22 protein-coding genes, 2 tRNA genes and 2 rRNA genes are annotated in these 25,072 nt (G+C 42.9%); 14 read left to right on the top strand and 12 right to left on the bottom strand.

What is annotated here, in order from left to right; translation table 11 throughout:
- Positions 1-17: 17 nt before the first annotated feature.
- Complete coding sequence (gene lexA / locus HZC34_04940; protein ID MBI5701175.1) at positions 18-596, bottom strand: transcriptional repressor LexA; 579 nt, start codon at positions 594-596, stop codon at positions 18-20.
- Between the two features lie 152 nt (positions 597-748).
- Here lexA and HZC34_04935 point away from each other — a divergent pair, with 152 nt between their 5' ends.
- The gene (locus tag HZC34_04935) at positions 749-1,036 is read left to right on the top strand and encodes a hypothetical protein (protein MBI5701174.1); all 288 of its coding nucleotides are present in this window, start codon (positions 749-751) and stop codon (positions 1,034-1,036) included.
- On the opposite strand, the gene HZC34_04930 is transcribed toward HZC34_04935, so the two are convergent.
- Positions 1,033-1,476, bottom strand: coding sequence for a Mov34/MPN/PAD-1 family protein (locus HZC34_04930; protein MBI5701173.1), 444 nt, complete (start codon positions 1,474-1,476; stop codon positions 1,033-1,035). The two genes, HZC34_04935 and HZC34_04930, sit on opposite strands and share 4 nt — an antisense overlap.
- Before the next feature lie 135 nt (positions 1,477-1,611).
- Between HZC34_04930 and HZC34_04925 the strand changes: the two genes are divergently transcribed.
- Positions 1,612-2,634 (top strand): aspartate-semialdehyde dehydrogenase, encoded by a 1,023-nt coding sequence (locus tag HZC34_04925; GenBank protein MBI5701172.1) that lies wholly within the window; start codon positions 1,612-1,614, stop codon positions 2,632-2,634.
- A 4-nt stretch (positions 2,635-2,638) separates the two neighbouring features.
- On the opposite strand, the gene HZC34_04920 is transcribed toward HZC34_04925, so the two are convergent.
- Positions 2,639-3,733, bottom strand: a complete 1,095-nt coding sequence (locus HZC34_04920) for a hypothetical protein (GenBank protein ID MBI5701171.1) — start codon at positions 3,731-3,733, stop codon at positions 2,639-2,641.
- 169 nt (positions 3,734-3,902) lie between these two features.
- Here HZC34_04920 and HZC34_04915 point away from each other — a divergent pair, with 169 nt between their 5' ends.
- Genes HZC34_04915 through HZC34_04900 form a run of 4 tightly spaced genes read left to right on the top strand, consistent with a single transcriptional unit; the run spans position 3,903 to position 7,603 of the window.
- Positions 3,903-4,535 (top strand): class I SAM-dependent methyltransferase, encoded by a 633-nt coding sequence (locus HZC34_04915; GenBank protein MBI5701170.1) that lies wholly within the window; start codon positions 3,903-3,905, stop codon positions 4,533-4,535.
- Positions 4,532-5,527, top strand: a complete 996-nt coding sequence (locus HZC34_04910; protein MBI5701169.1) for a potassium channel protein — start codon at positions 4,532-4,534, stop codon at positions 5,525-5,527. The genes HZC34_04915 and HZC34_04910 overlap by 4 nt, the downstream gene beginning before the upstream one ends.
- A gap of 11 nt (positions 5,528-5,538) precedes the next feature.
- On the top strand, positions 5,539-6,135 hold the full coding sequence (cysE, locus tag HZC34_04905) for a serine O-acetyltransferase (protein ID MBI5701168.1): 597 nt from the start codon (positions 5,539-5,541) through the stop codon (positions 6,133-6,135).
- A complete protein-coding gene (locus HZC34_04900) occupies positions 6,125-7,603 on the top strand; it encodes a cysteine--tRNA ligase (protein ID MBI5701167.1) in 1,479 nt (492 codons plus the stop codon). The genes cysE and HZC34_04900 overlap by 11 nt, the downstream gene beginning before the upstream one ends.
- 53 nt (positions 7,604-7,656) lie before the next feature.
- Here HZC34_04900 and HZC34_04895 read toward each other — a convergent pair whose 3' ends face one another.
- Entirely contained in the window at positions 7,657-8,112 is a 456-nt protein-coding gene (locus HZC34_04895; protein MBI5701166.1) for a hypothetical protein, read from the bottom strand.
- A gap of 158 nt (positions 8,113-8,270) precedes the next feature.
- Here HZC34_04895 and serS point away from each other — a divergent pair, with 158 nt between their 5' ends.
- Positions 8,271-9,542, top strand: a complete 1,272-nt coding sequence (serS, locus tag HZC34_04890; protein MBI5701165.1) for a serine--tRNA ligase — start codon at positions 8,271-8,273, stop codon at positions 9,540-9,542.
- A gap of 36 nt (positions 9,543-9,578) precedes the next feature.
- Complete coding sequence (locus HZC34_04885) at positions 9,579-9,851, top strand: zinc ribbon domain-containing protein (protein MBI5701164.1); 273 nt, start codon at positions 9,579-9,581, stop codon at positions 9,849-9,851.
- A gap of 34 nt (positions 9,852-9,885) precedes the next feature.
- On the opposite strand, the gene HZC34_04880 is transcribed toward HZC34_04885, so the two are convergent.
- Positions 9,886-10,452, bottom strand: a complete 567-nt coding sequence (locus HZC34_04880; protein MBI5701163.1) for an aminodeoxychorismate/anthranilate synthase component II — start codon at positions 10,450-10,452, stop codon at positions 9,886-9,888.
- A 227-nt stretch (positions 10,453-10,679) separates the two neighbouring features.
- Here HZC34_04880 and HZC34_04875 point away from each other — a divergent pair, with 227 nt between their 5' ends.
- Together HZC34_04875 and HZC34_04870 are read left to right on the top strand one after the other, a co-directional pair.
- A complete protein-coding gene (locus HZC34_04875; protein ID MBI5701162.1) occupies positions 10,680-11,117 on the top strand; it encodes an endonuclease domain-containing protein in 438 nt (145 codons plus the stop codon).
- On the top strand, positions 11,107-12,168 hold the full coding sequence (locus HZC34_04870; protein MBI5701161.1) for a peptidoglycan bridge formation glycyltransferase FemA/FemB family protein: 1,062 nt from the start codon (positions 11,107-11,109) through the stop codon (positions 12,166-12,168). The genes HZC34_04875 and HZC34_04870 overlap by 11 nt, the downstream gene beginning before the upstream one ends.
- Before the next feature lie 78 nt (positions 12,169-12,246).
- Here the strand turns inward: HZC34_04870 and HZC34_04865 are convergent, their stop codons facing one another.
- The 6 genes from HZC34_04865 to HZC34_04840 form a co-directional block, all read right to left on the bottom strand.
- A complete protein-coding gene (locus HZC34_04865) occupies positions 12,247-14,601 on the bottom strand; it encodes a tetratricopeptide repeat protein (GenBank protein ID MBI5701160.1) in 2,355 nt (784 codons plus the stop codon).
- The gene (locus HZC34_04860) at positions 14,598-15,674 is read right to left on the bottom strand and encodes an LptF/LptG family permease (protein MBI5701159.1); all 1,077 of its coding nucleotides are present in this window, start codon (positions 15,672-15,674) and stop codon (positions 14,598-14,600) included. The genes HZC34_04865 and HZC34_04860 overlap by 4 nt, the downstream gene beginning before the upstream one ends.
- Positions 15,671-15,865: a 30S ribosomal protein S21 gene (gene rpsU, locus HZC34_04855; GenBank protein ID MBI5701158.1), complete on the bottom strand. Its 195-nt coding sequence runs from the start codon at positions 15,863-15,865 to the stop codon at positions 15,671-15,673. The genes HZC34_04860 and rpsU overlap by 4 nt, the downstream gene beginning before the upstream one ends.
- A gap of 54 nt (positions 15,866-15,919) precedes the next feature.
- Complete coding sequence (locus HZC34_04850; GenBank protein MBI5701157.1) at positions 15,920-16,264, bottom strand: histidine triad nucleotide-binding protein; 345 nt, start codon at positions 16,262-16,264, stop codon at positions 15,920-15,922.
- Position 16,265: 1 nt separating this feature from the next.
- Positions 16,266-16,931: a hypothetical protein gene (locus HZC34_04845; protein ID MBI5701156.1), complete on the bottom strand. Its 666-nt coding sequence runs from the start codon at positions 16,929-16,931 to the stop codon at positions 16,266-16,268.
- A 133-nt stretch (positions 16,932-17,064) separates the two neighbouring features.
- Positions 17,065-17,823 carry an AAA family ATPase gene (locus HZC34_04840; GenBank protein ID MBI5701155.1) on the bottom strand — a complete coding sequence of 253 codons (759 nt, stop codon included), beginning with the start codon at positions 17,821-17,823 and terminating at the stop codon, positions 17,065-17,067.
- A 259-nt stretch (positions 17,824-18,082) separates the two neighbouring features.
- Between HZC34_04840 and HZC34_04835 the strand changes: the two genes are divergently transcribed.
- The 3 genes from HZC34_04835 to HZC34_04825 all read left to right on the top strand — a co-directional run bounded on the left by HZC34_04835 (position 18,083) and on the right by HZC34_04825 (position 20,031).
- Positions 18,083-19,425: ribosomal RNA gene (locus HZC34_04835) — 16S ribosomal RNA — on the top strand.
- Between the two features lie 301 nt (positions 19,426-19,726).
- Positions 19,727-19,803 (top strand) — tRNA-Ile (locus tag HZC34_04830).
- A 155-nt stretch (positions 19,804-19,958) separates the two neighbouring features.
- Positions 19,959-20,031 (top strand) — tRNA-Ala (locus HZC34_04825).
- Between the two features lie 136 nt (positions 20,032-20,167).
- On the opposite strand, the gene HZC34_04820 is transcribed toward HZC34_04825, so the two are convergent.
- Entirely contained in the window at positions 20,168-20,887 is a 720-nt protein-coding gene (locus HZC34_04820; protein MBI5701154.1) for a hypothetical protein, read from the bottom strand.
- Between the two features lie 871 nt (positions 20,888-21,758).
- Here HZC34_04820 and HZC34_04815 point away from each other — a divergent pair.
- Positions 21,759-25,072, top strand: a 23S ribosomal RNA gene (locus tag HZC34_04815); the annotation flags it as partial.

Raw genomic sequence — 25,072 nt, 5'->3', positions numbered from 1 at the left:
AACTTTTTTATCTGGTCTTAAAATTTTCTAAATAATCCCTTGACCACTCCTTGCACCGCCACATCTTTTACATAAATAGGCTTCATTGTTGAATTTGACGGCTCAAGGCGGACTCTTGTCTTTTCTCTGTAGAGCTTTTTTAGTGTTGCCGATTCGTTGTTTATTAAAGCGACGACAACTTCTCCGTCATCGGCAGTTTCTCGTTTTTCAACTACAATGAAATCTCCGTTCAAGATATGGTCTTCGATCATGCTTTCGCCTTTGACCTGCAATATGTAGCACGGCTTTCGTCCTAAAAGAGCTTTTGGTACTTCCATCATTTCTCTTTGTTCTATAACATCAATAGGCGCGCCTGCGGCGATGTATCCCAGAAAAGGGAGCACAACTGTTTGCATCGAAAGCGACGCGACTTTTATCCCGCGTGATACTTTTTCGCGGATCAGATGTCCTTCGTCTTCCAACGCTTCCAAATATTTTTGGGCGGAGCGGGGGGACGCGAACTTGAACGCTTTTGCAATTTCTCTTATCGACGGAGCAAAGCCTTTATTCGATATGTGATCTGTGACGAATTGGAGGATCTGTTCTTTTTTGTCCATAAAAAACACCTCTTGGATATATAGTATACAAGCGTATACATATTGTCAAGTATTAACTCACCCCCTTTTATTCCCCCTCTCTTATTAAGAGAGGGGGAAAGCCGCCGCAGGCGGAAGGAGGTGAGTTGTGGTCTTTATGCTATAATTTCTTCATGATAAACATGAAGCCCGATTGGACGCAAAAAAAGTTTAAAGAATATTTTACTTTTGCGTCGGAAATTAAAAGCGATTCGCCGGATATCGTGTATTACGGGGAACTTATAACGCTTCTAAATCCTAATATAAAAAGATCAACGATCGAAGCGATCCCCGAACATATCGACGAAAAACCGGAGCGGGGTAGCGTTGACATTAATGCTATGAAGAAATTGATAGGCTCCGATTCAACTCTTATGGCGAACCCTTACCAGATAAAAAGGATCAAGCCACCCGAGGATTAAATCAGATACTTGTCGATCGAGCCGTCGCGAACTACTTTGATCACTTGTTTTGATGGCTTTCCACCGATCGTTTCAAAAAGCGCGCATCTTACATCAAGCTTATCATCAATGCTTACTATCATATTTGATCTTATTCCATGTGTTGTTTGCGATGCGAGCATGTCTTGCTTTGAAGGTATCGGAAGATTTCGGTCAGGGTGGGAGTGGTAGAATCCGATAACTTTCATTTTATTTTTTTTGAAGTATTCATAGACTGCCGATGTCATAAATGACGCGACCTCGAATTTTTCCTTGCCTTCGAATCCTGCGAAATTATTTAGAGGGAATATCCCTAGGATCACATTGTCTCTTCCGCCCAAAAATCCTCCCGCTTCATATGGAAGATAATCAAGGCAGTGCTGGACTATTGTATGGAAATGCTTGACTGTTATTATGTACATTCGATTTAGTTTAACATATTCGGTTGCGGCCGCGCGACTGGAATCGTACGACGTATTACGGTTGCTGTTTCGAGCCGCGCAACCCTTCGACGTAATGTTATTTTTTTGATATAATAAAGAAGATAGGAGTAAAACATGTCTAAGAAGTACAACGTTTGTGTATTGGGTGCTACCGGAATGGTCGGCCAAGTAATGATAAAGGTCCTAGAGGAACAGAATTTCCCAGTCGACAAATTCCTTCCTTTGGCTTCCGAGCGGACCGCCGGACAAAAAGTAAAATTTCAAGGTAAAGAATACACCGTAGAGGTTGCCGAACCAAAGTCATTCGAAGTCATGCATATCGGATTGTTTTCCGCGGGGGCAAAAATATCCAAAGTTCTCGCTCCCGAAGCCGCAAAAAGAGGCTGCATCGTAATTGATAATACATCCGAATTCCGCATGGACCCGAATGTCCCACTGATCGTTCCTGAAGTTAACGGCCACGCGATCAAAGATCACAAAGGAATAATTGCCAATCCAAATTGCTCAACTGCTCAAATGCTCATGGCATTAAAACCGATCCATGACACGGTCGGGATCGAAAGAATAGTTGTATCCACTTATCAATCGACATCAGGGTGGGGCAAGGAAGCTATTGCCGAAATGTACGAGCAGACAAAAACTTTGCTAGCTAACCCGAAAGCGAAAGTCGATGTGAAATATTTGCCGAAACAGATCGCATTCAATGTCATTCCGCAGATCGACCAATTTGCCGATAACGGATATACAAAAGAAGAATTGAAGATGGTAAACGAAACCCAGAAGATATTCGAGGACAAAAATATTAAAGTGACAGCAACTTGCGTAAGGGTTCCTGTCGCAATAGGACACTCCGAATCGGTAAATATTAAAACCAAGAAAAAGATATCTATCGCGGACGCTAAAATACTAATGGCTGCATTCCCGACTGTAAAGATCGTCGACGATCCGTCAAAAAGTCTTTATCCAACGCCAGTCGATTGTGAGGGGTCAAATGATACTTTAGTCGGCCGCATCCGTGAAGATATCTCCCAAGAGAACGGCATCGAGATGTGGATCGTATCCGATAATTTAAGGCGCGGCGCGGCTTTTAATGCTGTTGCGATCGCCGAACGAATGATAAAAGACGGCTTGATCTAAATTACTAAGCGGGGACGAGATCGGACATTTCTAGATTGTGCCATTTCTTTTCGGTATTAAGTTTCGCCAGGTCGAGCTTATATTTCAAGACAAAGACTCTCAAATCTCCATCATCCTTTGCCTCAAATAATCCAATCGTTTCTTTATCGATGCGTTTTGCGAGGAGGCTATTCAATTCTTTGGGAAAACAGTATCTGATATTTTCGATCATCACTCTTTCTCTAGGGTCCATTGTTTTGTAATTGTCGGTAATATAATCGAGGTCTTCGATCTTTATTTGTCCTTTAGCTATTTCATCAATAAAACATAAATTGATCAGCTCCAATAGAGTATATTGGTGCATTAATGCGATCAGCCCTTTTGATCTTAACCAATTAATGCCGCATTTATGCGGGATATCTTTTATCTCGATATTATCGTGAACAAGGGTTTCATGCCTGACTGCGGCGATCACATCTTTTTTATCGCTCCAAAGTGTTGAGCCATGAGGAAATAACTGCCAAAAGTGTAGATGTTTTCCTTCCGAAGTTGTAAGATCAAAAGCCCAAGAATAAATTGATCTTAATGCAAGTATCAAGCTCATTTTATATGCCGGAACGCAATTGACCATTGGGAATAATTTTGCTTTTTCCGCCAGATCGCTCCAGTCTTTGCAGCCTTGTGCCGCAAGATAATCTTTGGCGCCGTCGCTTGATAATCGGGGATCGATCGATCTTTTCGCTCTGTCCATATGCATGCCGAAGTGGACTTCCAAAGTGTGTGAAATAGCATGATCGATCTCGTTTTGCGGCGTACCGTTCCATTCATTCCTCACCCGGAACCACCAAGGGTCCAAATGTTCTCCGGCGGGAGTTGCCGTATCAAAAGCTTTTGGCCATAGCGATCTCAAAAAATCCAATTGAGACATCTTTTGGGTCCTTATTCCGCTTACTATTCTTTTTTCTTCAAAGAGTTTTGTCCAAGTAGCATCTTGGCCTTTTACCAGTCCCGCCAAGAAAGAAGTCTGGTTCTCCGGGAATAGCCTTGCATCGATCTGTGATCCGTTCTCTCCCATTTGCAGCTCGCATTCTGTTTCAAGGACATGATGTCCTATTATCAATAAATTTTGGAGCCCTTGGCAGCCTCGCCAAAAATTTGGAGGGAATTTTGATGAATCTCCGCGTTCCAATATGGACGAATAAAGGTCAATAACAAAAGGCCCGAGCCTAGAAGCGTATAAATAATTTCATCGTTTAAATTAATTGTTTCATAATGTTATAATCCTCTTTATGGCCGACATCAAAAAACAAGCGGACTACTACGAAAACCTGCTTTCGACCTATGGAGACCACTTCTTGTCGCTGGACTGGAAGAGCCCGGAAAGCCAAGGTATAAGATTCAACGTCTTTGCCGATCTTATCAATATGTTCGTGCCGGATAGCTTTTCTGTCTTGGATGTGGGCTGCGGGTTTGGCGATCTATATGACTTTTTGCGCAAACAAAATTATAAATATTCATACACGGGCTTCGATATTGCTCCCAAGATCATCGACATGGCGCGCAAAAAATATCCCCAGGCAAAATTCGATGTTTGCGATATACTTCAAACAAAAAATATTGAAAAGCGCGATTTTATCTTTCTATGCGGTGCGCTGAATATCTGTTTTACCGACCGCGATATCCATATGGAATACATAAAATCAATGTTGATTAGGATGTTCGAATTGTGTAAGATAGCAGTAGGAGTGAATTTCCTTTCGTCCAAAGCCTTATATTATGTAAAGGACGAAGACCTAAACCAAAAGCAGTATTTTTATTCAAAACCCGAAGAGATCACTGCAATGGCAAAAGGGCTTTGCGATCGATTTGTAATAAGGCACGACTATCATCCGGGAGATTTTACGGTGTATTTAATAAAATGAATCCTTTAAGACGACTGATAATACCTGTTCTAATGCTTCTTTCGATAATTGGCATTGGGATTTTTGGCTTTTCATATATTGAAAAATGGCCGCTTATAGACTCGATCTATATGGTCGTAATTACCTTGTCGACTGTTGGATTCCGCGAGGTCCATCCTTTAAATACCCTTGGAAAAATATTCACCATGGGTATTATCGTGACAGGCGTTGGCGCGGCGGTTTATACTTTAAGCCAGATCGTCGAAATGATAGTTGAAGGGGAAATTATTGGGTATAGAAGGAGAAAAAAAATGGAGAAAAAAATAAACGGGATGAAGGATCATTATATTATTTGCGGATTTGGGCGCGTTGGGCATCAAGTCGCGGCAGAATTTGACGCGGCAAAGATTCCGTACATGGTAATCGACAATAAGCCGGAAACCGCCACCGAATTGGATGCTAAATTCATACCATATATAATCGGCGATGGAGCCAATGATGCTGTTCTTGAAAATGCCGGGATCAAAAGGGCGAAAGGAATGATCGCGGCGAATGATTCCGATACCGCAAATGTTTATGTCACGCTTTCGGCTCGAGTTGCAAATCCCTCCATGACAATATTAGCCCGAGCCGGCAGTATTGATGTGGAAGAAAAATTAAAAAAAGCCGGAGCGAACAGGGTTATTTCCCCTTATTTCATTGCCGGAAAACGTCTGGCGGCTATGGTCACAAAACCGATCGGTATGGACTTTTTGGATACTGTTTTGCATAGCGAGCATTTGGAAATGGAAATGCGGGAATTTGATGTTGACGGTAAAAGCCATTTAACCGGAAAAACCTTGGGAGAATTGCAGCTCAGGCAGAAGTCCGGGGCGTATATTGTCGCGATCAGAGGAAGCAGCGGCACATTTAATTATCAGCCTGTCGCGGAATCAAAAATCGAAACAGATGATATATTGGTCGCGATCGGGACCCCGAAGCAGTTGGATATTCTTGATAAATTAATAAAGTAAGGTGGAATAAAATGTTTGACGGATTTAGGACGATATTTGAAAGAGACCCGGCTGCGGCCAATATTTTTGAAGTATTGCTGTACCAGGGATTGTGGGCTATGTTTTTTTACAGGATCGCGCATATATTATATTTAATGGGCATACCTGTCATTCCGCGCTTGATATCACAGATATCCAGGCTGCTTACACTGATAGAGATACATCCTGGAGCTAAGATAGGAAGAAGATTTTTTATCGACCATGGCAACGGGGTTGTGATAGGTGAAACGGCAATAATAGGCGACGATGTGACTATTTATCAAGGCGTTACTCTTGGCGGTACAGGAAAAGAAAGAGGCAAGCGCCACCCAACGATCGGCGATAACGTTGTTATTGGCGCCGAAGCAATCGTGCTTGGGAATATTACGATCGGCGATAACTCGAGAATTGGCGCGGCATCTATTGTTACAAAATCTGTTCCGCAAAATTCGACCGTTGTCGGAAATCCCGCTCGATTCGTTGTCCGCGACGGGAAGAGGATAGAAACCCTTGCGCATGCGGACCTTCCCGATATTATCGAAGATCTCGAAAAAAGAATAAAGAAGCTGGAAGAAAAAATTGGCTCTTAAGATCTACAACGACCTGACCCGCAAGTTCGACGAGTTTTCTCCATTGAACCCTGACAAAGTTTCGATGTATGTCTGCGGAATAACCCCTTATGACGAAACGCATTTGGGCCATGCGCGCGCATATATAACTTTCGATATTGTGAGGCGCTATTTCGAATTTCTAAATTATGAAGTCAAACATGTTCAGAACTTTACGGACGTTGATGATAAGATCATTAAAAAATCCGAAATCCGAAATCCGAAATCCGAAACAAACTCAAAATCAGAATTACAAAATCCAAAACAAAAATGCAGGGAAGTTTCAGAGAAATATATTGCTTCGTATTTTGAAGTGATGGATAAGCTAAATATTAAAAGAGCTAATATTTACCCAAAAGCCACTGAACATATACCTGAAATGGTCTCGTGGATAAAAGGTTTGATCGATCGAGGATTTGCTTATCTATTGGATGACGGGGTATATTTTGAAGTTTCGAAATTCAAAGATTATGGAAAACTTTCGGGAAGAAAATTGGACGAGATGGAATCGGGTGCGCGAGTAGATGTTAACCAAAAGAAACGAAATCCTTTAGATTTCGCCCTGTGGAAGCTAGTTAAAGAAGGCGAGCCATCATGGGAGTCGCCATGGGGCGCTGGGCGGCCGGGCTGGCATATAGAGTGTTCCGCAATGTCTACAAAATATCTTGGCGAGCAATTCGATATCCATGGCGGAGGACTTGATCTTGAATTTCCTCATCATGAGAACGAGATCGCACAAACAGAGGCTTTGACCAATAAAGTTCCATGGGTCAAATATTGGATGCACAACGGTTTTGTGAATATTAATTCGCAAAAGATGTCGAAATCACTTGGGAATTTCTTCACACTTACGGATATATTTATAAAATATGATCCAATGATTGTTCGTTTGTTTTTATTGATGACTCATTACAGGAGCCCGATAAACTTTTCAGATGAGCAGTTAAATGAAGCAAAAACCGCTTATTCAAAGATCGTAAATATCGTTTACGAAATAGATTTCTTGATATCAAAAGTCCGCGAGCCTGAAGCCGAGATCGAAGTCCTTGAAACCGATGATGAGCTTGCGAGATTCAAAAATGAATTCGTATCTGCGATGGATGATGACTTTAATACAGCTAAAGCTATCGGAATTGTTTTTGAATTCATCGGGTTTGTAAATAAGCATATTAAGCGAGAGAAGATCGATACCGGCTCACTTAAGGAATATAAGAAGCTTATTTTTGAATTATGCGGCATATTGGGCTTGAAAATCGAGGATCGAGAATCCAGTATCAAGAATCAAGCATCAAGTATCGATAATCCTGACATTGAAAAACTCATTTCCGAGAGAAACGAAGCTCGCGCAAGCAAAAACTTCAAACGCGCGGATGAAATGCGAAAACAGCTATTGGGATCAGGCATTATCCTCGAAGACACGGCTTATGGGACGAAGTGGAGTAAGAGTTAGGAGATCAAAACTTCCTGTTTTTTTGTCTTCTGTTGGGAGAAAAACGGATCCCGCTAGTCGGTTGTCTTGACCCTTACAATGAACGGCTCGTTGAAGTTCACACGTACCTCGTTAACGGTGCATCCGACAATGCCAACCGCAAAACTTTTAGTAATTTTATCGGTGTATCCTAATATTCCCAATAAGGAAGGCCTAATGGTTTTACCTTCAGGGTAAATTACATTTTCAAAATTTGTGACTTGCAGCTTGCCGTATGTGAGATCAATGGCGCCGTTTGCCATTATCTCGCGCGCGATCAAGCTTTTTAATTTAGTTATATTGTCCCTTGTGATCGGCATGAATTTCCTGCCGTTTGGAAGGGTTATCGGGTCAAAACTAACGCTTAACCTAGAGATGATATTCTCAGTACGATGAAAAGAGGCTATTGCGGAAGATGTTCTAGCGCAAAACCTTACCAATCGGCTCGAATCAAAAGTCCCTACACCTAACAATCTGTAAAAAAAACTCATTTTTTATTCCTCCTTGTAATACTTCTTAATGAGACCTCTGAAAAATCAACCTATTTTTTCATGGGTTGTCTTTTTCTCTTTGGCCTCACATATATATCGACAGCCCCCACCGAAAATTTCACTTTGACCCAATTTTTTTTATAAGCTATACTTTACTCATGCTTGATATAAAACTTTTAAGAGATAATCCCCAGGAAGTAATAACAAAGCTGCAGCGGCGCGGCATAGATAAGGAATTGATCGAAGAAATCATAGAGATAGATAAAGATCGCCGCGAAATGGTTTCTAAGATCGATAAGATCAAGAAAGAACGCAATGAAATTTCGGAAGAGATTGGGAAATTTAAAAAAATGGGAGACGATGTTTCCGATCTTTTGGCCAAAGCAAAGCTTATTGGAGATGGGATTGAAGAGTCCGAAGAAGGCTTAAGAAAAACTGAAACAAAAATCAGGCAAATAATCTTAAAAATTCCCAATCTACCGCACCATAGCGTCCCGGGCGGGAAAGATTCATCCGGCAATGTTGAAATAAGGAGATGGGGCGAGCCAAAAAAGTTCAATTTTAAACCTAAATCTCATGACGAAATCGGCGAATCCCTGGGATTATTGAATTTTGAAGAAGCCGCGAAACTATCCGGCGCGCGATTTGTCGTATACCATGGCGCAGGGGCAAGCCTTGAGCGCGCGCTTATAAATCTAATGCTTGATACTCATTCCAAAGAAAATGGCTACGAAGAGGTATTAGCGCCTGTTCTTGTTAAACCTGAATGTTTCGAGGGTACTGGTCAGCTTCCGAAATTCTCGGAAGAAATATTCAAATGCCCCGAAGATTCACTTTATTTAGTACCTACCGCTGAAGTTTCGGTCACAAACCTTCATCGCGAAGAAATAATAAATTATGAAAAACTCCCGATCAAATATTGCAGTTATTCACCTTGCTTTAGACGCGAAGCCGGATCTTATGGGAAAGATGTCAAAGGAATTTTGAGACAGCACCAATTTAACAAAGTTGAACTTGTGAAGTTCGTCGATCCTCAAAAGTCATATGAAGAGCATGAAGCGTTAACAGCCGATGCCGAAAAGATACTTCAAAAGCTAGGCCTTCCATACAGGGTGGTTTTATTGTGCACCGGAGACTTGGGCTTCTCGTCAGCAAAGACTTATGATCTTGAAGTTTGGTTTCCATCCGAAAATTGCTACAGAGAAATTTCATCATGTTCGAATTTCGAAGATTTTCAGGCAAGGCGGGCCAATATAAGATTCAAGCGCGATGCAAAATCAAAGACTGAATTCGTACATACTTTGAATGGATCCGGGCTAGCTGTAGGACGGACTGCTGCGGCGATCCTTGAGAATTATCAGCAAGTTGATGGATCAATTATTGTCCCAGAAGCGTTGATCCCATATATGGGGAAAGGGGCGATAAAATAATTTGACATTTGTCATTTGACATTTGTCATTGCTAACATGCCTACCTACGATTATAAATGCGAACAGTGCGGACATATATTTGAAATTGTCCAAAGAATAACGGAAGAACCATTAAAATTCTGCCCGGAATGCAAGGGAATAATTAAGAGATTGATATCTGCCGCTGGGATAGTTTTTAAGGGATCAGGGTTCCATGTGACTGATTACGCGAAGAAAGATCCTAAATCTTCTGATCCTCCAAAAGTAGAAGCTCCAAAAACCGAAAGCCCCAAAACGGAAAATCCGAAATCAGAAACATCGAAATCCTAACATTGTTTTGATTTAGGATTTAGGGAATTCGGATTTATAAATAAAGAAAGTTCTTAAGCAATTGTTTTCCATGTTCGGTTAATATTGACTCTGGGTGGAATTGTACTCCTTCAATTTTTAATTCCTTATGCCTCAATCCCATTATTTCATCGTCTTCTTTTGTCCACGCCGAAATTTCCAAAGTTTTAGGAAGCGATTCCCTTTCGACAACAAGCGAATGATAGCGGGTTGCCGTGAAAGGGGAGGGGATGTCTTTGAAAATAGTTTTTCCGTCATGATATATTTTTGAGGTCTTTCCGTGCATCAATGATTTCGCCCTAACGATCTTTCCGCCAAAAACATAGCCGATCGCCTGCATGCCAAGACAAACGCCTAGGATCGGCTTCTTCCCCGCGAAATGCTTTATCGTTTCAGGTGAAATGCCCGCATTTTCAGGGCTTCCCGGTCCGGGTGATATTATTATCTGCTTGGGGTTTAGTTTTTCGATCTCGGAAATCGTGATCTTGTCATTGCGGTAAACTTTGAGTTCCTCGCCTAATTCCATTAGATATTGGACGAGATTGTAGGTGAACGAGTCGTAGTTATCGATCATTAATATCATGTTATAATTATAACATAACTCATCCCTATCCCCTCTCTTAAAAAGAGAGGGGTATAAATGTAATAATATGAGACCAGTTAGCAACTCGGAAACCAGCGACTAAATCCCGATGTGGGAATCGGGACAAGCGTCGCGGTTTCCTCGTAGATTTTAGGAACCGCGAGCCGTGCCTACCGGCAGGCAGGGTTCACTCGCAGGTTCCTAACTAGTCTCAATATTAATAAAATATGAGAAATCAAGATTTTAAGAGTACAATCAAGGAAACAGTTAGGAAGTTGAGGATTAACCAGACTGAAAGTGAAAGCATTCTTTGGGAATATATTAGAAATAGGCAACTTTTAAACTGTAAATTTCTTCGCCAATTCCCAATAATTTTCAAATGGAATAATCAAAAACGTTTTTTAATTGCCGATTTCTATTGTTATGAAGCAAAACTCATTATTGAATTAGATGGCAAAATTCACGATAGGCAAAAAAATTATGATCAAGTAAGAGATTTCGCCTTAAACGCATTAGGTTTAGAAGTTATCAGGATCAAAAACATTGAGGTTGAGAAGAATATAGACTCTGTAATAAATTTGATCAATAGTCGATTAAGTCGAATCCTATCCTCCTCTATTTTTAAGAGAGGGGGAATAAAAGGGGGTGAGTTAGCTGCAAATTAAGAAAGAAATTTCTCCAAGCGAATGGAATGATTTTATCAAGGATTTTCCGGAGCCGGATATCCTCCAATCTTACGAATGGAGCGAGTTGAAGTCTCTTCACGGCTGGACACCGATCCGAATTGCTGTTGAAGATAATGGCAATATAGTTGCCGCGATCTCTATTTTGAAACGCAAACTCCCTCGCTTGCCTTACTGTTTATTTTACGCGCCACGCGGTCCCGTTCTCGATTACAAAAACATCGAAGCCTTTGATTTTCTACTCAAGGCAATTGACATAGAAACAAAGCGACATAGCGCCATAGCTTTAAAGATCGATCCCCAAATATTAGAAGACGATCAACATGTTACGAATCTGCTTAAGAGCCGAGGGTTCCAATACAAAAAACAAAATGTCCAACCTCGTACAACTTTTATTGTTAGCTTGGATTGGCCGATAGACCAATTAATGTCGACCTTTGAAGAAAAAACCCGCTATAACATCCGTTTGTCTTTGAAAAAAGGCGTTACTGTCAAAGAAATGTCCGATGACCAAGGTGTCGAAATCTTTTACAATATTTATAAAGAAACGGCAAAACGCGACAACTTTCTTATCCATCCGATAAAATATTATAAAAATATCAAAAAAATTTTAGTCGATAAGAGAATGGCAAACATTTTTATTGCATATCATAATGACATTCCTGTTGCCGGAGTGTTCACTTTTATTTTCGGATCGCGCGTTTGGTATATGTACGGAGCCTCTCTTTCTTCATATAGAAATATTATGCCGAACCATGCATTGCACTGGCACATCATCAAGTGGGCAAAGGAGAAAGGTTATGCCAGTTATGATCTGTTCGGTATTCCCTCGACGCCGAACCCTTCCCATCCCCTTTGGGGAGTTTATCGTTTCAAGAAAGGTTTTAACGGGAAACTCATGAAATATATCGGCGTCTATGATCTTGTATATAATAAATTTATGTATTTCCTACTTGAAAACGGGATATCTCTATACAAAAACATAAGAAGCTTATTATTGAAAGGAAAGATTTCTGATTCGCTTGAAGAATAGATCCCAATTTCCCAGATCCCAGGCCCCAACAATGAAGTTATAATTAATAACATTAATTGGGATCTGATGCAGTGGGATCTAAGGTAGTTTGTAAGCCAATCTTTTCTGCGCGATGTCGTACAATAGGTCTGCTCGATTAATCTGCTTGTATAATTCAAGAGCGTCTTTGACCCTGTTTGTCCTATAATAAACGTCCCCCAGGCTCAACTTTGCGGCGGATAGTTCAGGGTCAAGTTCGGCCGCCCTTACAAGTTTTATTCTGGCGTCCGGAAGATCCCCGTTAAGCATCAGGGCGATCCCGAGATTGTTCAAGACAATGGCGGCCGCCGAATCAACTTCGTAAGCGCGCCTGAAATTATTCAATCCTTCATTGCCTTTGTGCGCAAGCATCTGGGCGGCGGCCAAATTATTGACTCCGGCCGTGTAATGCGGATCGAGTTGGGACGACAGGTTGAATTCTTCTTCCGCCGCCTGGTTCATGCCCTTTAGGAAAAATTCGATCCCGCTGTTGTTGTAGTTTTGCCCGAACGACACTGAAAGTTGTGGTCGGTTCCCTGTTTTTTTCGATTCCCTTCCCCACATGCCGACCAAGAGGCCGCTCTTAAAATCCTTTATTGCGAGGATAATTGATTTGTTTTGGATCGAAGACAAGCTTGTGTTCTTTAGATACCTTATTTTTTCCCGGAGCCCGGAAAAATCAATATCTTCCTGCTCGATCTCCTCCAACAGCTTGACCGCATATTTGATCTGTCCTTGAGCTTCGTAGGTCAACGCCATCCCGAACTTCGCCTTTTTTAGCTGGTCGGACGACTCATTGTTTGCAAATTGCAAAGCTTTCCTGAACGCATCGAGCGATTGGTCATATAGCCCTTCGTTCCTATAGAATTGGCCGAGCAGGCCGAACACATATGACGCTTTTTGCGTGTCTTTGCTTGACGCCTGAAGCTCCCTTATTGCGCAATCGCGGTCGCCGCGGGAAATCGCGTTCTTGCCAAGGTCAATGTGGAGCGACACTTTCCACTCGTCTTCGGATATCCGCTTTTTTAATGTGAGCGCTTCGATCTCGTATTCGCGCATTTTTGCTTCCTCAAATTTTTCGTGGATATCCGTGTCGTACGGCGAAAGTTCCAGGGCTTTATGCAGGGTGTCGACGGCTTTGCGGCATTGCTTCTGCTTAAGAAGTATTTCGCCCAAAAGCAGCAAAGCCCCGATATTTTGCTTGTTTTGCGAGAGCAGGGTTTCGGCTTCAGCCGAGGCAAGGGTAAAGTCGGACTTTGCAAGGTATGCATATCCCAAGCTTTCCCGAAGCTCCGGATGCTTTTTTGCATGGTCCCGCAATTTTCCGATTATCCAATCGGCGGAATCAGGGTATGAGCGGAGCTGTGATTTTATCTCTCCCGCTGCGTCTTTTATTCTTCCCTGGTTAATATATGTTTCAATCAAGAATTGCCGCGCGAGATATTGTTCGGGAAATTGCTCGATTATTAATCTACAGCCAGCGATAGCCTTGTCAGTCAGGTCGGGCTTGTCTTTTACAAGCTTGTAATATTCTTCGATGGCCTCGCTGTAGCTTCCGGTTTTCGACAGGTTTTCGGCAAGGGCTAGTGTTGCTTCGGGATTAAGCGGATAGCTTTTTAGGAGCTGTTTTAATTTTGTGATTACCTCGGTATTCTTTTTTGGCGAGATCTTTATAATCTCCGAGAATTTTTGCACTGCAAGGTCGGGTTTAAGAGTCTTTGCGTATATTTCGGACAGCAGTTCCCGGATCCGCAGCGATTCGATGTTGCGCACGAGAAGTTCTTCCAGCTTCATCTGGACTTCCTGCGCCACTTCCGAATCGAGTTCGTACATCTTGAAATATTTTTCGGCCGAATTTTCAAATTTCCCGATGCGCGCATAAAGCTCCGCAAGCGTCCTTAGGTTTTTTTTGTCGACGGGCAGGGCTTCAAAAAAATGGATGGCTTCTTCAAAACGGCCTTTTTCGAGATAAACAGAAGCAAGCATTTCCGATATCGAAAGGTCCTTTGCTCCAAGATCGAACGCTTTTTCTAAAAGGGACATTGCTTCGTCTATACGTTCAAGCTTGATCAGTATTTTGCCGAGCACATTGTAAGCTTGAACGTTTCGCGGGTTAATCTCGAGCAATTCTTCGAGCTCAAGAGTCGCCGAATCGAGGTCCATATGGCCAAGGCAAAAACTTATAAGCGTCAACCTTGCCTGGATGTCTGAAGGGTTTTCGCTTATTACTTTTTCGTGGTCAAGCATGATCTCCGAAACCATCCGCGGAGAAAAAAGTCCGGCCAAATGGTATTCGTCGCGCGCTTGCTTATAATAACCGTTCTTGAGGTAATAGTATCCTAACTGCCGGAGCAGTTTACTGTTTCTCGGATTGCTTTGCAGTGTTTTTGTTAATTCTTCAAGTTCAGTGATCATTTGAGCTTGATCTCTCTTATCAAGAGGACCAGCCCTAATATACCAAAAAATATTTGCGGTGTAAATGCGGCAAAAAACGGCGCGATCGCCCCTCCGCGCCCGAGAGACCGGAAGACCGACGCAAATACATAAAATGTGAACATGATAACGATCGTAAATACCATTCCCCAGGTCCTCGAGCTTCTCATGCCGCTTAGCGAAAGCGTGAGCCCGATTATCGCAAAGATGATCGAAGTTGCCGGGATCGAATATTTCATGAACAGGTCAGTCTGCAGTGAATTGACCGAAACTCCGCTTTTTTTAAGCGAATCTATCTGTTTTTCTAGTTCAGTGGTATTCATTTCTTCAGTAGTTTTTTGGCCCTCGCCCGCGAACGCATTTTCGTTCAAATTAAATTCCATGGCCTCAAAAGATGCTTCATAAGCCAATTGGCCGTTATTGTCGAACTTATGGATGAGCCCGGAATTAAGCGTGAGCTTTAATCCTTCTAATTTCGCGGACTTTGCGGTTACTATGCGAGGGAGGTTTTCCCTTATCAGTTCGTAGACCATGACGTTTTCCATGGTTTTTTCCCTGTTATTTATTTTTTGCACATAAAAGTGCCTGTTATATGCGTCTTTGAAAAAAATATTTTCCTGGATCGCGGGAAGGGGCTGTTTCAGCAATATCTCCCTTATGATCTTTTGCGATTTCTGGTTAGCGTAAGGCACGATCTTTTCGTTAGTGAAAAATGAGACAAGAGAAATAATTACCGAAATAATCAATATGGGAGCCGCTATCCTCCCAAAAGAAACCCCCGAGGTCCTAAGGGCCGAAATTTCGTTGTCTTTGCTTAATCGGCCGATAGCCATCGCAACGCCAAACAGGGTGGCGACCGGGAAGGTCAAGATCAAAATTGACGGGAGCTTATACAGGAGAAGCTCCATTACCGCAAAAAAAGGTATTCCTTTGTTTATGATAAGGTCGACAAAAGTAAAAAGCAGGTCGACCGTCATGACCATGACAAAACCAACTATCCCCAAAAAAAATGGCGACAGAGTCTCTTTTGTAATATAACGGTCAATTATTCTCAATCTTCTTCGCGCTGTCTTTTTTGTTCGCGCCTTACGGCTTTTGCAAGCTGTTTGCGCCTTCTCTCGCTGGGTTTTTCGTAGTGCTCGCGGTCCTTGATCTCGTCGATCAAGCCTTCGCGCCTGATCTGGGTTTTAAATTTCCTCAACGCTTTGTCAATTGATTCTCCTTTACGGATTTCAATTTTCGCCATAAAATCATACCTCCTTTTTTCTCACTTAATTCTTATCCTTAATGCTTATCCTTTTTAGCCCGGCGGCCATTTTAATTTTCGTCCGCCGAGAACATGGAAATGCAGATGCGGCACAGCTTGCCCGGAATCTTTCCCGTGGTTTACGACAACCCTAAAACCGCTTTTTTCAATATTTTTTTGTTTAGCGACTTCATTTATTATCCTTGCCATCTCGGCCATTATGCTCCCATGCTCTTTTTCTACTTTTGTTATAGAGCTTAAATGGATCTTTGGGATAACGAGGAAATGCACAGGCGCTTGCGGATTAATATCCATAAAAGCTACCGCATTTTCACTCTCAAAAACTATTTCCGAAGGGATCTCTTTTTTAATTATTTTACAAAAAAGACAATCAGTCATATTAGCGCCCTTCCTTCGCTAGCCCTTCATTTTCATAGCTAAAACAGCACATAAGCCTTCCGCAAACGCCGGAAGTTTTTGTAGGCGATATCTGCAAACCTTGGTCTTTGACCATTTTAACTGTTACGTGCTTCGGCTTTTGTAGCCATGAAACGCAGCAAAGCGATCTCCCGCATGGCCCAAGCCCTCCAACGAAGCGGGCTTCATCCCTTGGTGTAACAGCTCTCATAGTGATCTCCGCCTTAAGTGTTGAGGAGAGGTCTTTCCTGTAGGCCTTCAAGTCAGGTGTCTTGTTGTCTTTTCCCTGTTTGTAATAGACATTTATTTTGCTTGTATCGAACAAATATTCGACGCCGATTATTTTTATCGGCATTTCGAATTCTTTAGCCTTGGCTTGCGCGATATCTACGGCCTTGTCTTCTTTTTCAGGGAGGCCGTCGACGGTCCTAAGGTCATTTTCAGTCGCATATCTCAAGACTTTTTTTAGCCTTACGTCCGAATTTGTTTTAGGAGGTTCTTTTACATAAGAAACTATTGTTCCAAACTCTTCTCCACGGTCGGTCAGGACTATAAGGGACGATCCGACTTTGATAGATTCTTCTTTGTAGCCGGTAATAGGGCAGATCCTGTTAAATTTCCTTAATTTGACCGCCAATTTGTTTTCCATATTATTTATGGATTATATCATTTTATTGCGGGTATTTCAAAAAGGAGAATAGTGAGAAAATCTCAGCCTCGGAAACCAGCGACTAAATCCCGATGTGGGAATCGGGACAAGCGTCGCGGTTTCCTCGTGGTTCCTAACTTGGTAAGTTGTTATTTTTTTTCCATAATTTCAAACAAAGTAGGTCTAGTGCCAGTTTTGGATTAACTTTTCTTTCCAATCCTTTTATCGTTTCAAGGACTATTCTTGCTTCTTTCGCTTTTTTTGAGATCGCAAATAATGCAAAGAATTGTTTTAATAATTCTTTTGGTTCTTTTGAATCCGATAATATTTGGGAAACTTCTATATAATCGAAAGGCTTCGCGGTGATCTTCGAGAATGATTTTTTTGCTTCATCGTTTGGTTCAGCGACCTGTTGTTCTTCAAAAATAATTTTTTGGCATCTTGAAAGTATCGTCATCGGAAGCGTGCCTTCGCGTTCGGCGATCAAAATAAAAACAACATTCGCCGGTGGTTCTTCGAGTATCTTCAGGAAACTATTTGCGGAGCCTTGTGTCATCGTGTCCACTTCATTAATAATAACAATTTGCCAAGGATTTTCGGATGGCCCGTATCTTGTTATTTCTTTTAATTTCCTGACTTGATCGATCTTGATGCTTGTTTTATCTTTTTCGATAAGTATGATGTCGGGATTGATATTTTTAACTGCTTTTCTACAGCTTGTGCAAACACCGCAAGGAGCATCGATTTTAATTGACGAGCAATTGAGCGATCTCGCGAAATCTATCGCCGCATTGAGTTTTGACGCATTGTCGCTGTTCGTAAATAAGTATGCGTTTGCGATCTTTTTCGTGGTTTTTATCCCGTTGAGAATTGCTTGAGACCTTGATCCCATGGGAAAATGATAACATTTCCAAGAAAATTATAAAAGCGCTTGACAAGGTTATCTTTTCCCTATAGAATTAATCCACTCATAGGGGATAGTTTCCCGCTGATAACTTGAAGAGTAAAAGCCTTGAGACTCAAGAAAACAAGAGTTTCGGGTTTTTATGTTTTTTTTGTCTTTAAAGATCTTTGATAACTAAATAGGTAAATGTTTGGAGCGAGTGTTCTTGTTAATTTTTATTTTATTAGTTTTTTAGAGCTAGACAAACTTATTGAGAGTTTGATCTTGGCTCAGGATGAACGCTGGCGGCGTGCCTAACACATGCAAGTCAAACGGTTCTCCGTAGTCCGCAAGGGCGATGGAGAATAGTGGCGAACGGGTGAGTAACACGTAAGTAACCTACCTTAAAGACCGGCATAACCTGTCGAAAGACGGGCTAATTCCGGATAGTGTTGAAGAGACGCATGTTTTTTCAACTAAATCCCGCAAGGGGCTTTGAGATGGGCTTGCGGCCTATCAGCTAGTTGGTAGGGTAACGGCTTACCAAGGCTATGACGGGTAGCTGGTCTGAGAGGACGACCAGTCACAATGGAACTGAGATACGGTCCATACTCCTACGGGAGGCAGCAGTGAGGAATTTTCCACAATGGGCGAAAGCCTGATGGAGCGACGCCGTGTGTGCGATGAAGTCTTTCGGGATGTAAAGCACTGTCAGTGGGGACGATAATGACGGTACCCACAGAGGAAGCCACGGCTAACTACGCCGCGGTAATACGTAGGTGGCGAGCGTTGTCCGGAATTATTGGGCGTAAAGCGTGCGTAGGTGGTTTTGTAAGTCAGGTGTTAAAACCTCCGGCTCAACCGGAGCCCGCACTTGATACTGCAAAACTTGAGAGATTCAGAGGGAAGCAGAACTTGCGGTGTAGCGGTGAAATGCGTAGATATCGCAAGGAATACCAGTGGCGAAGGCGGCTTCCTAGGATTCTTCTGACACTGAGGCACGAAAGCTAGGGGAGCAAACGGGATTAGATACCCCGGTAGTCCTAGCCCTAAACTATGTTCACTAGGTGTTCGAGGTATCGACCCCTTGAGTGCCGCAGCTAACGCGTTAAGTGAACCGCCTGGGGATTACGACCGCAAGGTTAAAACTCAAAAGAATTGACGGGGGCCCGCACAAGCGGTGGAGCATGTGGTTTAATTCGATGCGATAACGTTAAGTCGATCACTCTAGCGAAACTGCCTCGGATAACGGGGAGGAAGGTGGGGATGAGGTCAAGTCATCATGGCCCTTATGCCCAGGGCCACACACGTGCTACAATGCTGCGTACAAAGGGAAGCAAGACCGCAAGGTGGAGCAAATCTCAAAAAGCGCAGCCCAATTCGGATTGAAGGCTGCAACTCGTCTTCATGAAGCTGGAATCGCTAGTAACTGCAGATCAGACGCGCTGCGGTGAATACGTTCTCGGGCCTTGTACACACCGCCCGTCACACCATGGAAGTCAGGAACGCCCAAAGTCCCGATTTATCTGGATTAAGGTGGTACTGATGACTGGGGTGAAGTCGTAACAAGGTAGCCGTACCGGAAGGTGTGGCTGGATCACCTCCTTTCTAAGGAGAAATTGAAAAAATTATTTTTTTCATAGGTCGTTAGAACCTCGCCCAAACTTACCTATTTAGTTATCATCCTCCAAAGCTTTCTTTCTTATTTTTTCTCGACCAATTTTTATTTCAACAAATTTATAATTGTATAAGAGCATCATTTCTGATAAAATAATAAAATATTTTATTTCGATTTGTTTTGAAGTTTTGAGTTGGAAGTTTTTCGTTTGAAGTTTTTTTGGGCCAATACCTGCCTGCCGGCAGGCAGGGCTCAGATGCTAGTGAATGACGGGAATCTTTTTGATGAATATGTGGGCCAATAGCTCAGATGGCTAGAGCGTACCCCTGATAAGGGTAAGGTCGGAGGTTCGATTCCTCCTTGGCCCACCAACCCGACGTTGCGTCGGGTAATGGCCAATGTCCAATTACCAATGACCAATTATGGTATAATTCGAATATTCCATTCTGGTATTTGAAAATTGTGATTTGGAATTTGTTTGGTTATTGGGATTTGGTCATTGGTCAATTCCGACGAAGTCGGTAATGGGGCCGTAGTTCAGCTGGGAGAACGCCTGCTTTGCAAGCAGGAGGTCACCGGTTCAATCCCGGTCGGCTCCATAAATTTTGCATGCAAAATTTATTCTTGTGATTGTTATTGTGGTTCGCAAAATAGAACAAGGACAATTACAATAACAAATCAAATTATCATAAAAAGCGCTGTTAGCTAAAGTTGAAAAGTGGACTGATTTAAGGTTCAAAAGTGGACTTTAGGGAACATTGATTTTGGATACGAAGTTGAAAGCACAAGACGGTTTTCATGCCAGATTCGGATGTCAATTGCTTGGGATTTTCTGTCCGGGATAATATGAATGTTGACCTCTTCGTACGGATCTACTTTGGGAACCTGTATAACTTGGTTCCACAACGAAATCTTGCGGTACCCATCTGTCTGACGAACCTCTCGCAGGCAGAACACATCATCTAAGCTGGTATATGGTTGGGGAATAACAAAGGGTCGGAAAAAAGTTTGGCCAGATTCTCTGGCCCGCGTAAACCGCATCACGGGAATTTCCCCTGTTGTGGAATGTACCTGATGTTTGTTGTATCTTTCCTCTTCATATCGCAGGACTTCTCTGGCATCTTTAATCGCGGTGATCTTCTCTCTGGCGCAGGTGCGGACAATCCGGTCTTGCAGCCAGCGGTAAGGCCTCTCAATCTTCCCCTTAGCCTGAGGTGATAGCGCATAAATTGCTTTTGATCCAGCAGCTTCCACGCATTGTTTCCATTGGGGATTCACTTCATCGGTTTTGTGATATTGCGGCACCCAAATACTTTCCCCATGACAGACAAATCGGAAAACGCGCAGGCTGTCAACATAATACTGTAAAGGAATGCCATTTGTCGTCATAACTTCCCGCGCCGCTTCAATGTGCGCCCAGGTTGATTCAGCCTCAATCAAATTGGCATAAAGCAGAAAACGGGAGTAGTCGTCCAAAGATGTAATTAGTATCCATTTCCTTTCAGCGTAGGGGCTCCACAAATGATAGGAAGCATCATGCTGAATCAAGGCTCCGATAGCAGTAGTTATGACTTCCCGATCGTGGACTTGCCGTTCCTTCTTTGGCTGATAGCAGCCATATTCCTTGGCACGTTGGATGATGGTGGGGACCGAAACCCTGACGCCTTCTTTCTTTAGGTTATCGCGTATGGCGGAATAATTGTAGGTTGTGATGGGGATTTTGGGATCTTGGACAAGTTTTTGATCGGCGACTAGTTCTTTTTTGATCTTTTGCTCGTTCTGCTTACTAATATGTTTGTGGGGCTGCCTAGCATAAGCAACAGAAAAAGATTCCCGGTTCTTTTTGTATTTCCGCAGAAGCACAAAGAAACGGCTTCTTCCGATTCCAAGAAACTCTAATGCCTCCTTTACGGTGATGAGCCCCTTGAGATAGTTATCAAAAAGAGCCCTAACCTGTTCCTGTGCGAGACGCTTGTGCAATTGCATAGAAATCCTCCTTTTTAGGAGGATTTTAGCATCCAACTAGAGTCCACTTTTCAACTTTAAATAGTCCACTTTTGAACTTTAAATAACAGGTCATAAAAAGCGCTTGACAAGCTTATTGTTTTTGCATATAATCACCAATACCGACTTGATGACAAATATTTTCACATAAATAAACATCGAGTAACATCAAAAAGGTTTCACGAGAGACGCACTTTGATGTGCGTTTTTTGTTGATAAACTAAGATCTTTGAAAATTGAATAGATATATATTACGACGAAATATATATTGTTGTTAGGATATAAAGAGTTAAGAATTGCGAGAATTAATTCTCGCCTGAATATTTATAAGGGCGCATGGAGAATACCTTGGCACTGAAAGGCGATGAAGGACGTGATTGGCTGCGATAAGCCTCGGGGAGCTGTCAAAATAGCTTTGATCCGGGGATTTCCGAATGGGAGAACCTATCTGGGATAATGCCCAGATTTCCATGATGTTATGTTGTGGAAGCCAAACCAGGAGAACTGAAACATCTAATTATCTTGAGGAAAATAAATCAATTGAGATTTCGGTAGTAGTGGCGAGCGAAACCGAAACAGCCTAAACCGTCCGATTTATCGGGCGGGGTTGCGGGACCGCGATATGGTACCAAAGAATTTAGCTGAATTTTGCTGGAAAGCAATTCCATAGAAGGTGACAGACCTGTAAGCGAAAAATTCGGAGGGCCTAGCGGTATCCCAAGTACTACGGGACACGTGTAATCCCGTAGGAATCAGGGTGGACCATCATCCAAGGCTAAATACTAATCAGTGACCGATAGTGTACAAGTACCGTGAGGGAAAGGTGAAAAGAACCCAGGAATGGGAGTGAAATAGAACTTGAAACCGTGTGCCTACAAGCAGTCAGAGTCCCGACGTAAAGTCGGGATGATGGCATGCCTATTGAAGAATGAGCCGGCGACTTACAGTTGCAAGCAAGCTTAGGGCGTTTTAACCCGAGGCGCAGCGAAAGCGAGTCTGAATAGGGCGATTAGTTTGCAGTTGTAGACCCGAAACCGAAGCGATCTATCCTTGAGCAGGGTGAACCCCGAGTAAAATCGGGGGGAGGCCCGAACGAGTAGACGTTGAAAAGTCTTTCGATGACTTGAGGATTGTAGTGAAAAGCTAAACGAGCTCGGAGATAGCTGGTTCTCCCCGAAATGGTTTTAGGGCCAGCCTTAAGTGTATCTTCGTGGGGGTAGAGTACAGTTTGAACTAGGGCTTCGAAAGAAGTTCCAACTTCTTGCTAACTCCGAATACCATGGAGTAATTACTTGGGAGTGAGAGTGCGAGGGATAAGCTTCGTGCTCTAAAGGGAAACAGCCCAGCCCGTCAGATAAGGTCCCTAAATTTATGCTAAGTGGTTCAGGAAGTGAGGTTCCACAAACAGCCAGGAGGTTGGCTTAGAAGCAGCCACCCTTTAAAGAGTGCGTAACAGCTCACTGGTCGAGGAATCTTGCGCCGAAAACACCCGGGGCTCAAGCATAATACCGAATCTACGGATTTATTTGTGATACGTCACATTTAAGTGGTAGGGGAGCGTTCTGTTGTAGTGTGAAGTTCAAGCGCGAGCTTGGATGGACGAAACAGAAGTGAGAATGTCGGCATAAGTAACGAAAAGACGGGTGTAAATCCCGTCCGTCGAAAGTCCAAGGTTTCCTGGGGAAGGTTCGTCCTCCCAGGGTAAGTCGATTTCTAAGCTGAGGCCGAGAGGCGTAGGCGATGGTAAAACGGTTAATATTCCGTTACCGCCTGTAGCGTTAATAGTTTAGGGGACGCAGAAGGATAGCTCATACACTTATTGGATTGTGTTGCCTGGATTTATCCGGGTTTTTGAGTGACTCCACGCTGACGAGAAAAGCCTAGATTATTGCTGCAGACGATCGTACTACAAACCGACACAGGTGGACAGGCTGAGTAAGCCAAGACGCGCGAGATAACTCTCTCTAAGGAACTAGGCAAAGTGATCCCGTAACTTCGGAAGATGGGATGCCCCGACGTAACGTCGGGGTCGCAGATACTAGGCTCTTGCGACTGTTTAACAAAAACACAGGTCTCTGCAAACCCGCAAGGGGATGTATAGGGGCTGATGCCTGCCCAGTGCTGGAACGTTAAGGGGTGGTTTGAGATTATATCAAGGACCTAACCGAAGCGCCAGTGAACGGCGGCCGTAACTATAACGGTCCTAAGGTAGCGAAATTCCTTGTCGGGCAGAAATAAACTTGTCCGAATTCTGAAGTGATTTAGAATAAGCAAACTGACTCATAACGGTAGAAACCCTGATGTGATTGGGGAGATACCGTGGGAAGTTTTCTAATTATTATGTTAGAATAACCCCGTAACGACTGATCCGAAAGGTGATATCCGCCTATGGTGGATAATATGTCAGCTCTTGCACATGCCCGCCCCTGCCTACCGGCAGGCAGGTCTGGCGGGATAAAAAGGCTGGTTATGGAGAGTTCTTGGTATATAACAGGTTTTGTTGATGGCGAAGGCTGTTTTTCAGTTTCATTTAACTTGCGGAAAAGGTTAAAAACTGGGATTGAAGTCAGGCCTAGCTTCTCAATAAGTCAAAATATGCGAAATTTTGATATCTTAAACGATATCCGTATTTATTTTAAATGCGGATCCATAAGATTTTGCAATTGTGATAGGACTTATAAGTATGAAGTTAGGTCAATAAAAGATCTGGTATTGAAAATAATACCTTTTTTTGAAGATCATCCTTTGAAAACGGCCAAGCAAAAAGATTTTGAACATTTCAAATTGATTTGTTCCATGGTTTATAAGAACCTGCATTTTTCCCCTACACATTTGATCGGGCTTATCAATGAAGCTTATCAGATGAATGAATCCGGAAAAAGAAAATATACAAAAGAATTCCTCCTAAAATTAGCTGCAAGATGAAGGTATAGTCTGATTCAATAAGGAATTAACTTATTGACAAAAATGAAGTTCCGACCCGCACGAAAGGCATAACGATAGGAGCGCTGTCTCGGAGAGAGACTCGGTGAAATTGGTATGGCTGTGAAGACACGGCCTACCTGCATCAGGACAGAAAGACCCCGTGGAGCTTTACTGTATCCTAGCTTTGGATTTCGATATTATCTGCGTAGCATAGGTGGGAGGCTTTGATGTCTTGCTTTAGGGCGGGACGGAGCCAAAATATGAAATACCACCCTGATTGTGTTGGAGTTCTAACCTGGAAAGTGTATTTTTGGGGACAGAGTTAGGTGGGCAGTTTGACTGGGGCGGTCGCCTCCTAAAGAATAACGGAGGCGTTCAAAGGTTCCCTCAGCACGGTTGGAAATCGTGCGTAGAGTGTAAAAGCATAAGGGAGCTTGACTGCGAGACGTACATGTCGAGCAGGTACGAAAGTAGGATTTAGTGATCCGGTGGCTACTGGATGGAAGGGCCATCGCTCAACGGATAAAAGTTACCCCGGGGATAACAGGCTGATCGCATCCAAGAGTTCATATCGACGATGCGGTTTGGCACCTCGATGTCGGCTCGTCGCATCCTGGAGCTGGAGCAGGTTCCAAGGGTTGGGCTGTTCGCCCATTAAAGCGGTACGTGAGCTGGGTTCAGAACGTCGTGAGACAGTTCGGTCCATATCCG

Source organism: Candidatus Saganbacteria bacterium, assembly GCA_016223245.1.
In the GTDB taxonomy this organism is placed as follows: Bacteria; Margulisbacteria; WOR-1; order XYC2-FULL-46-14; family XYC2-FULL-37-10; genus JACRPL01.
This window is presented reverse-complemented; position numbering and strand designations above follow the sequence as displayed.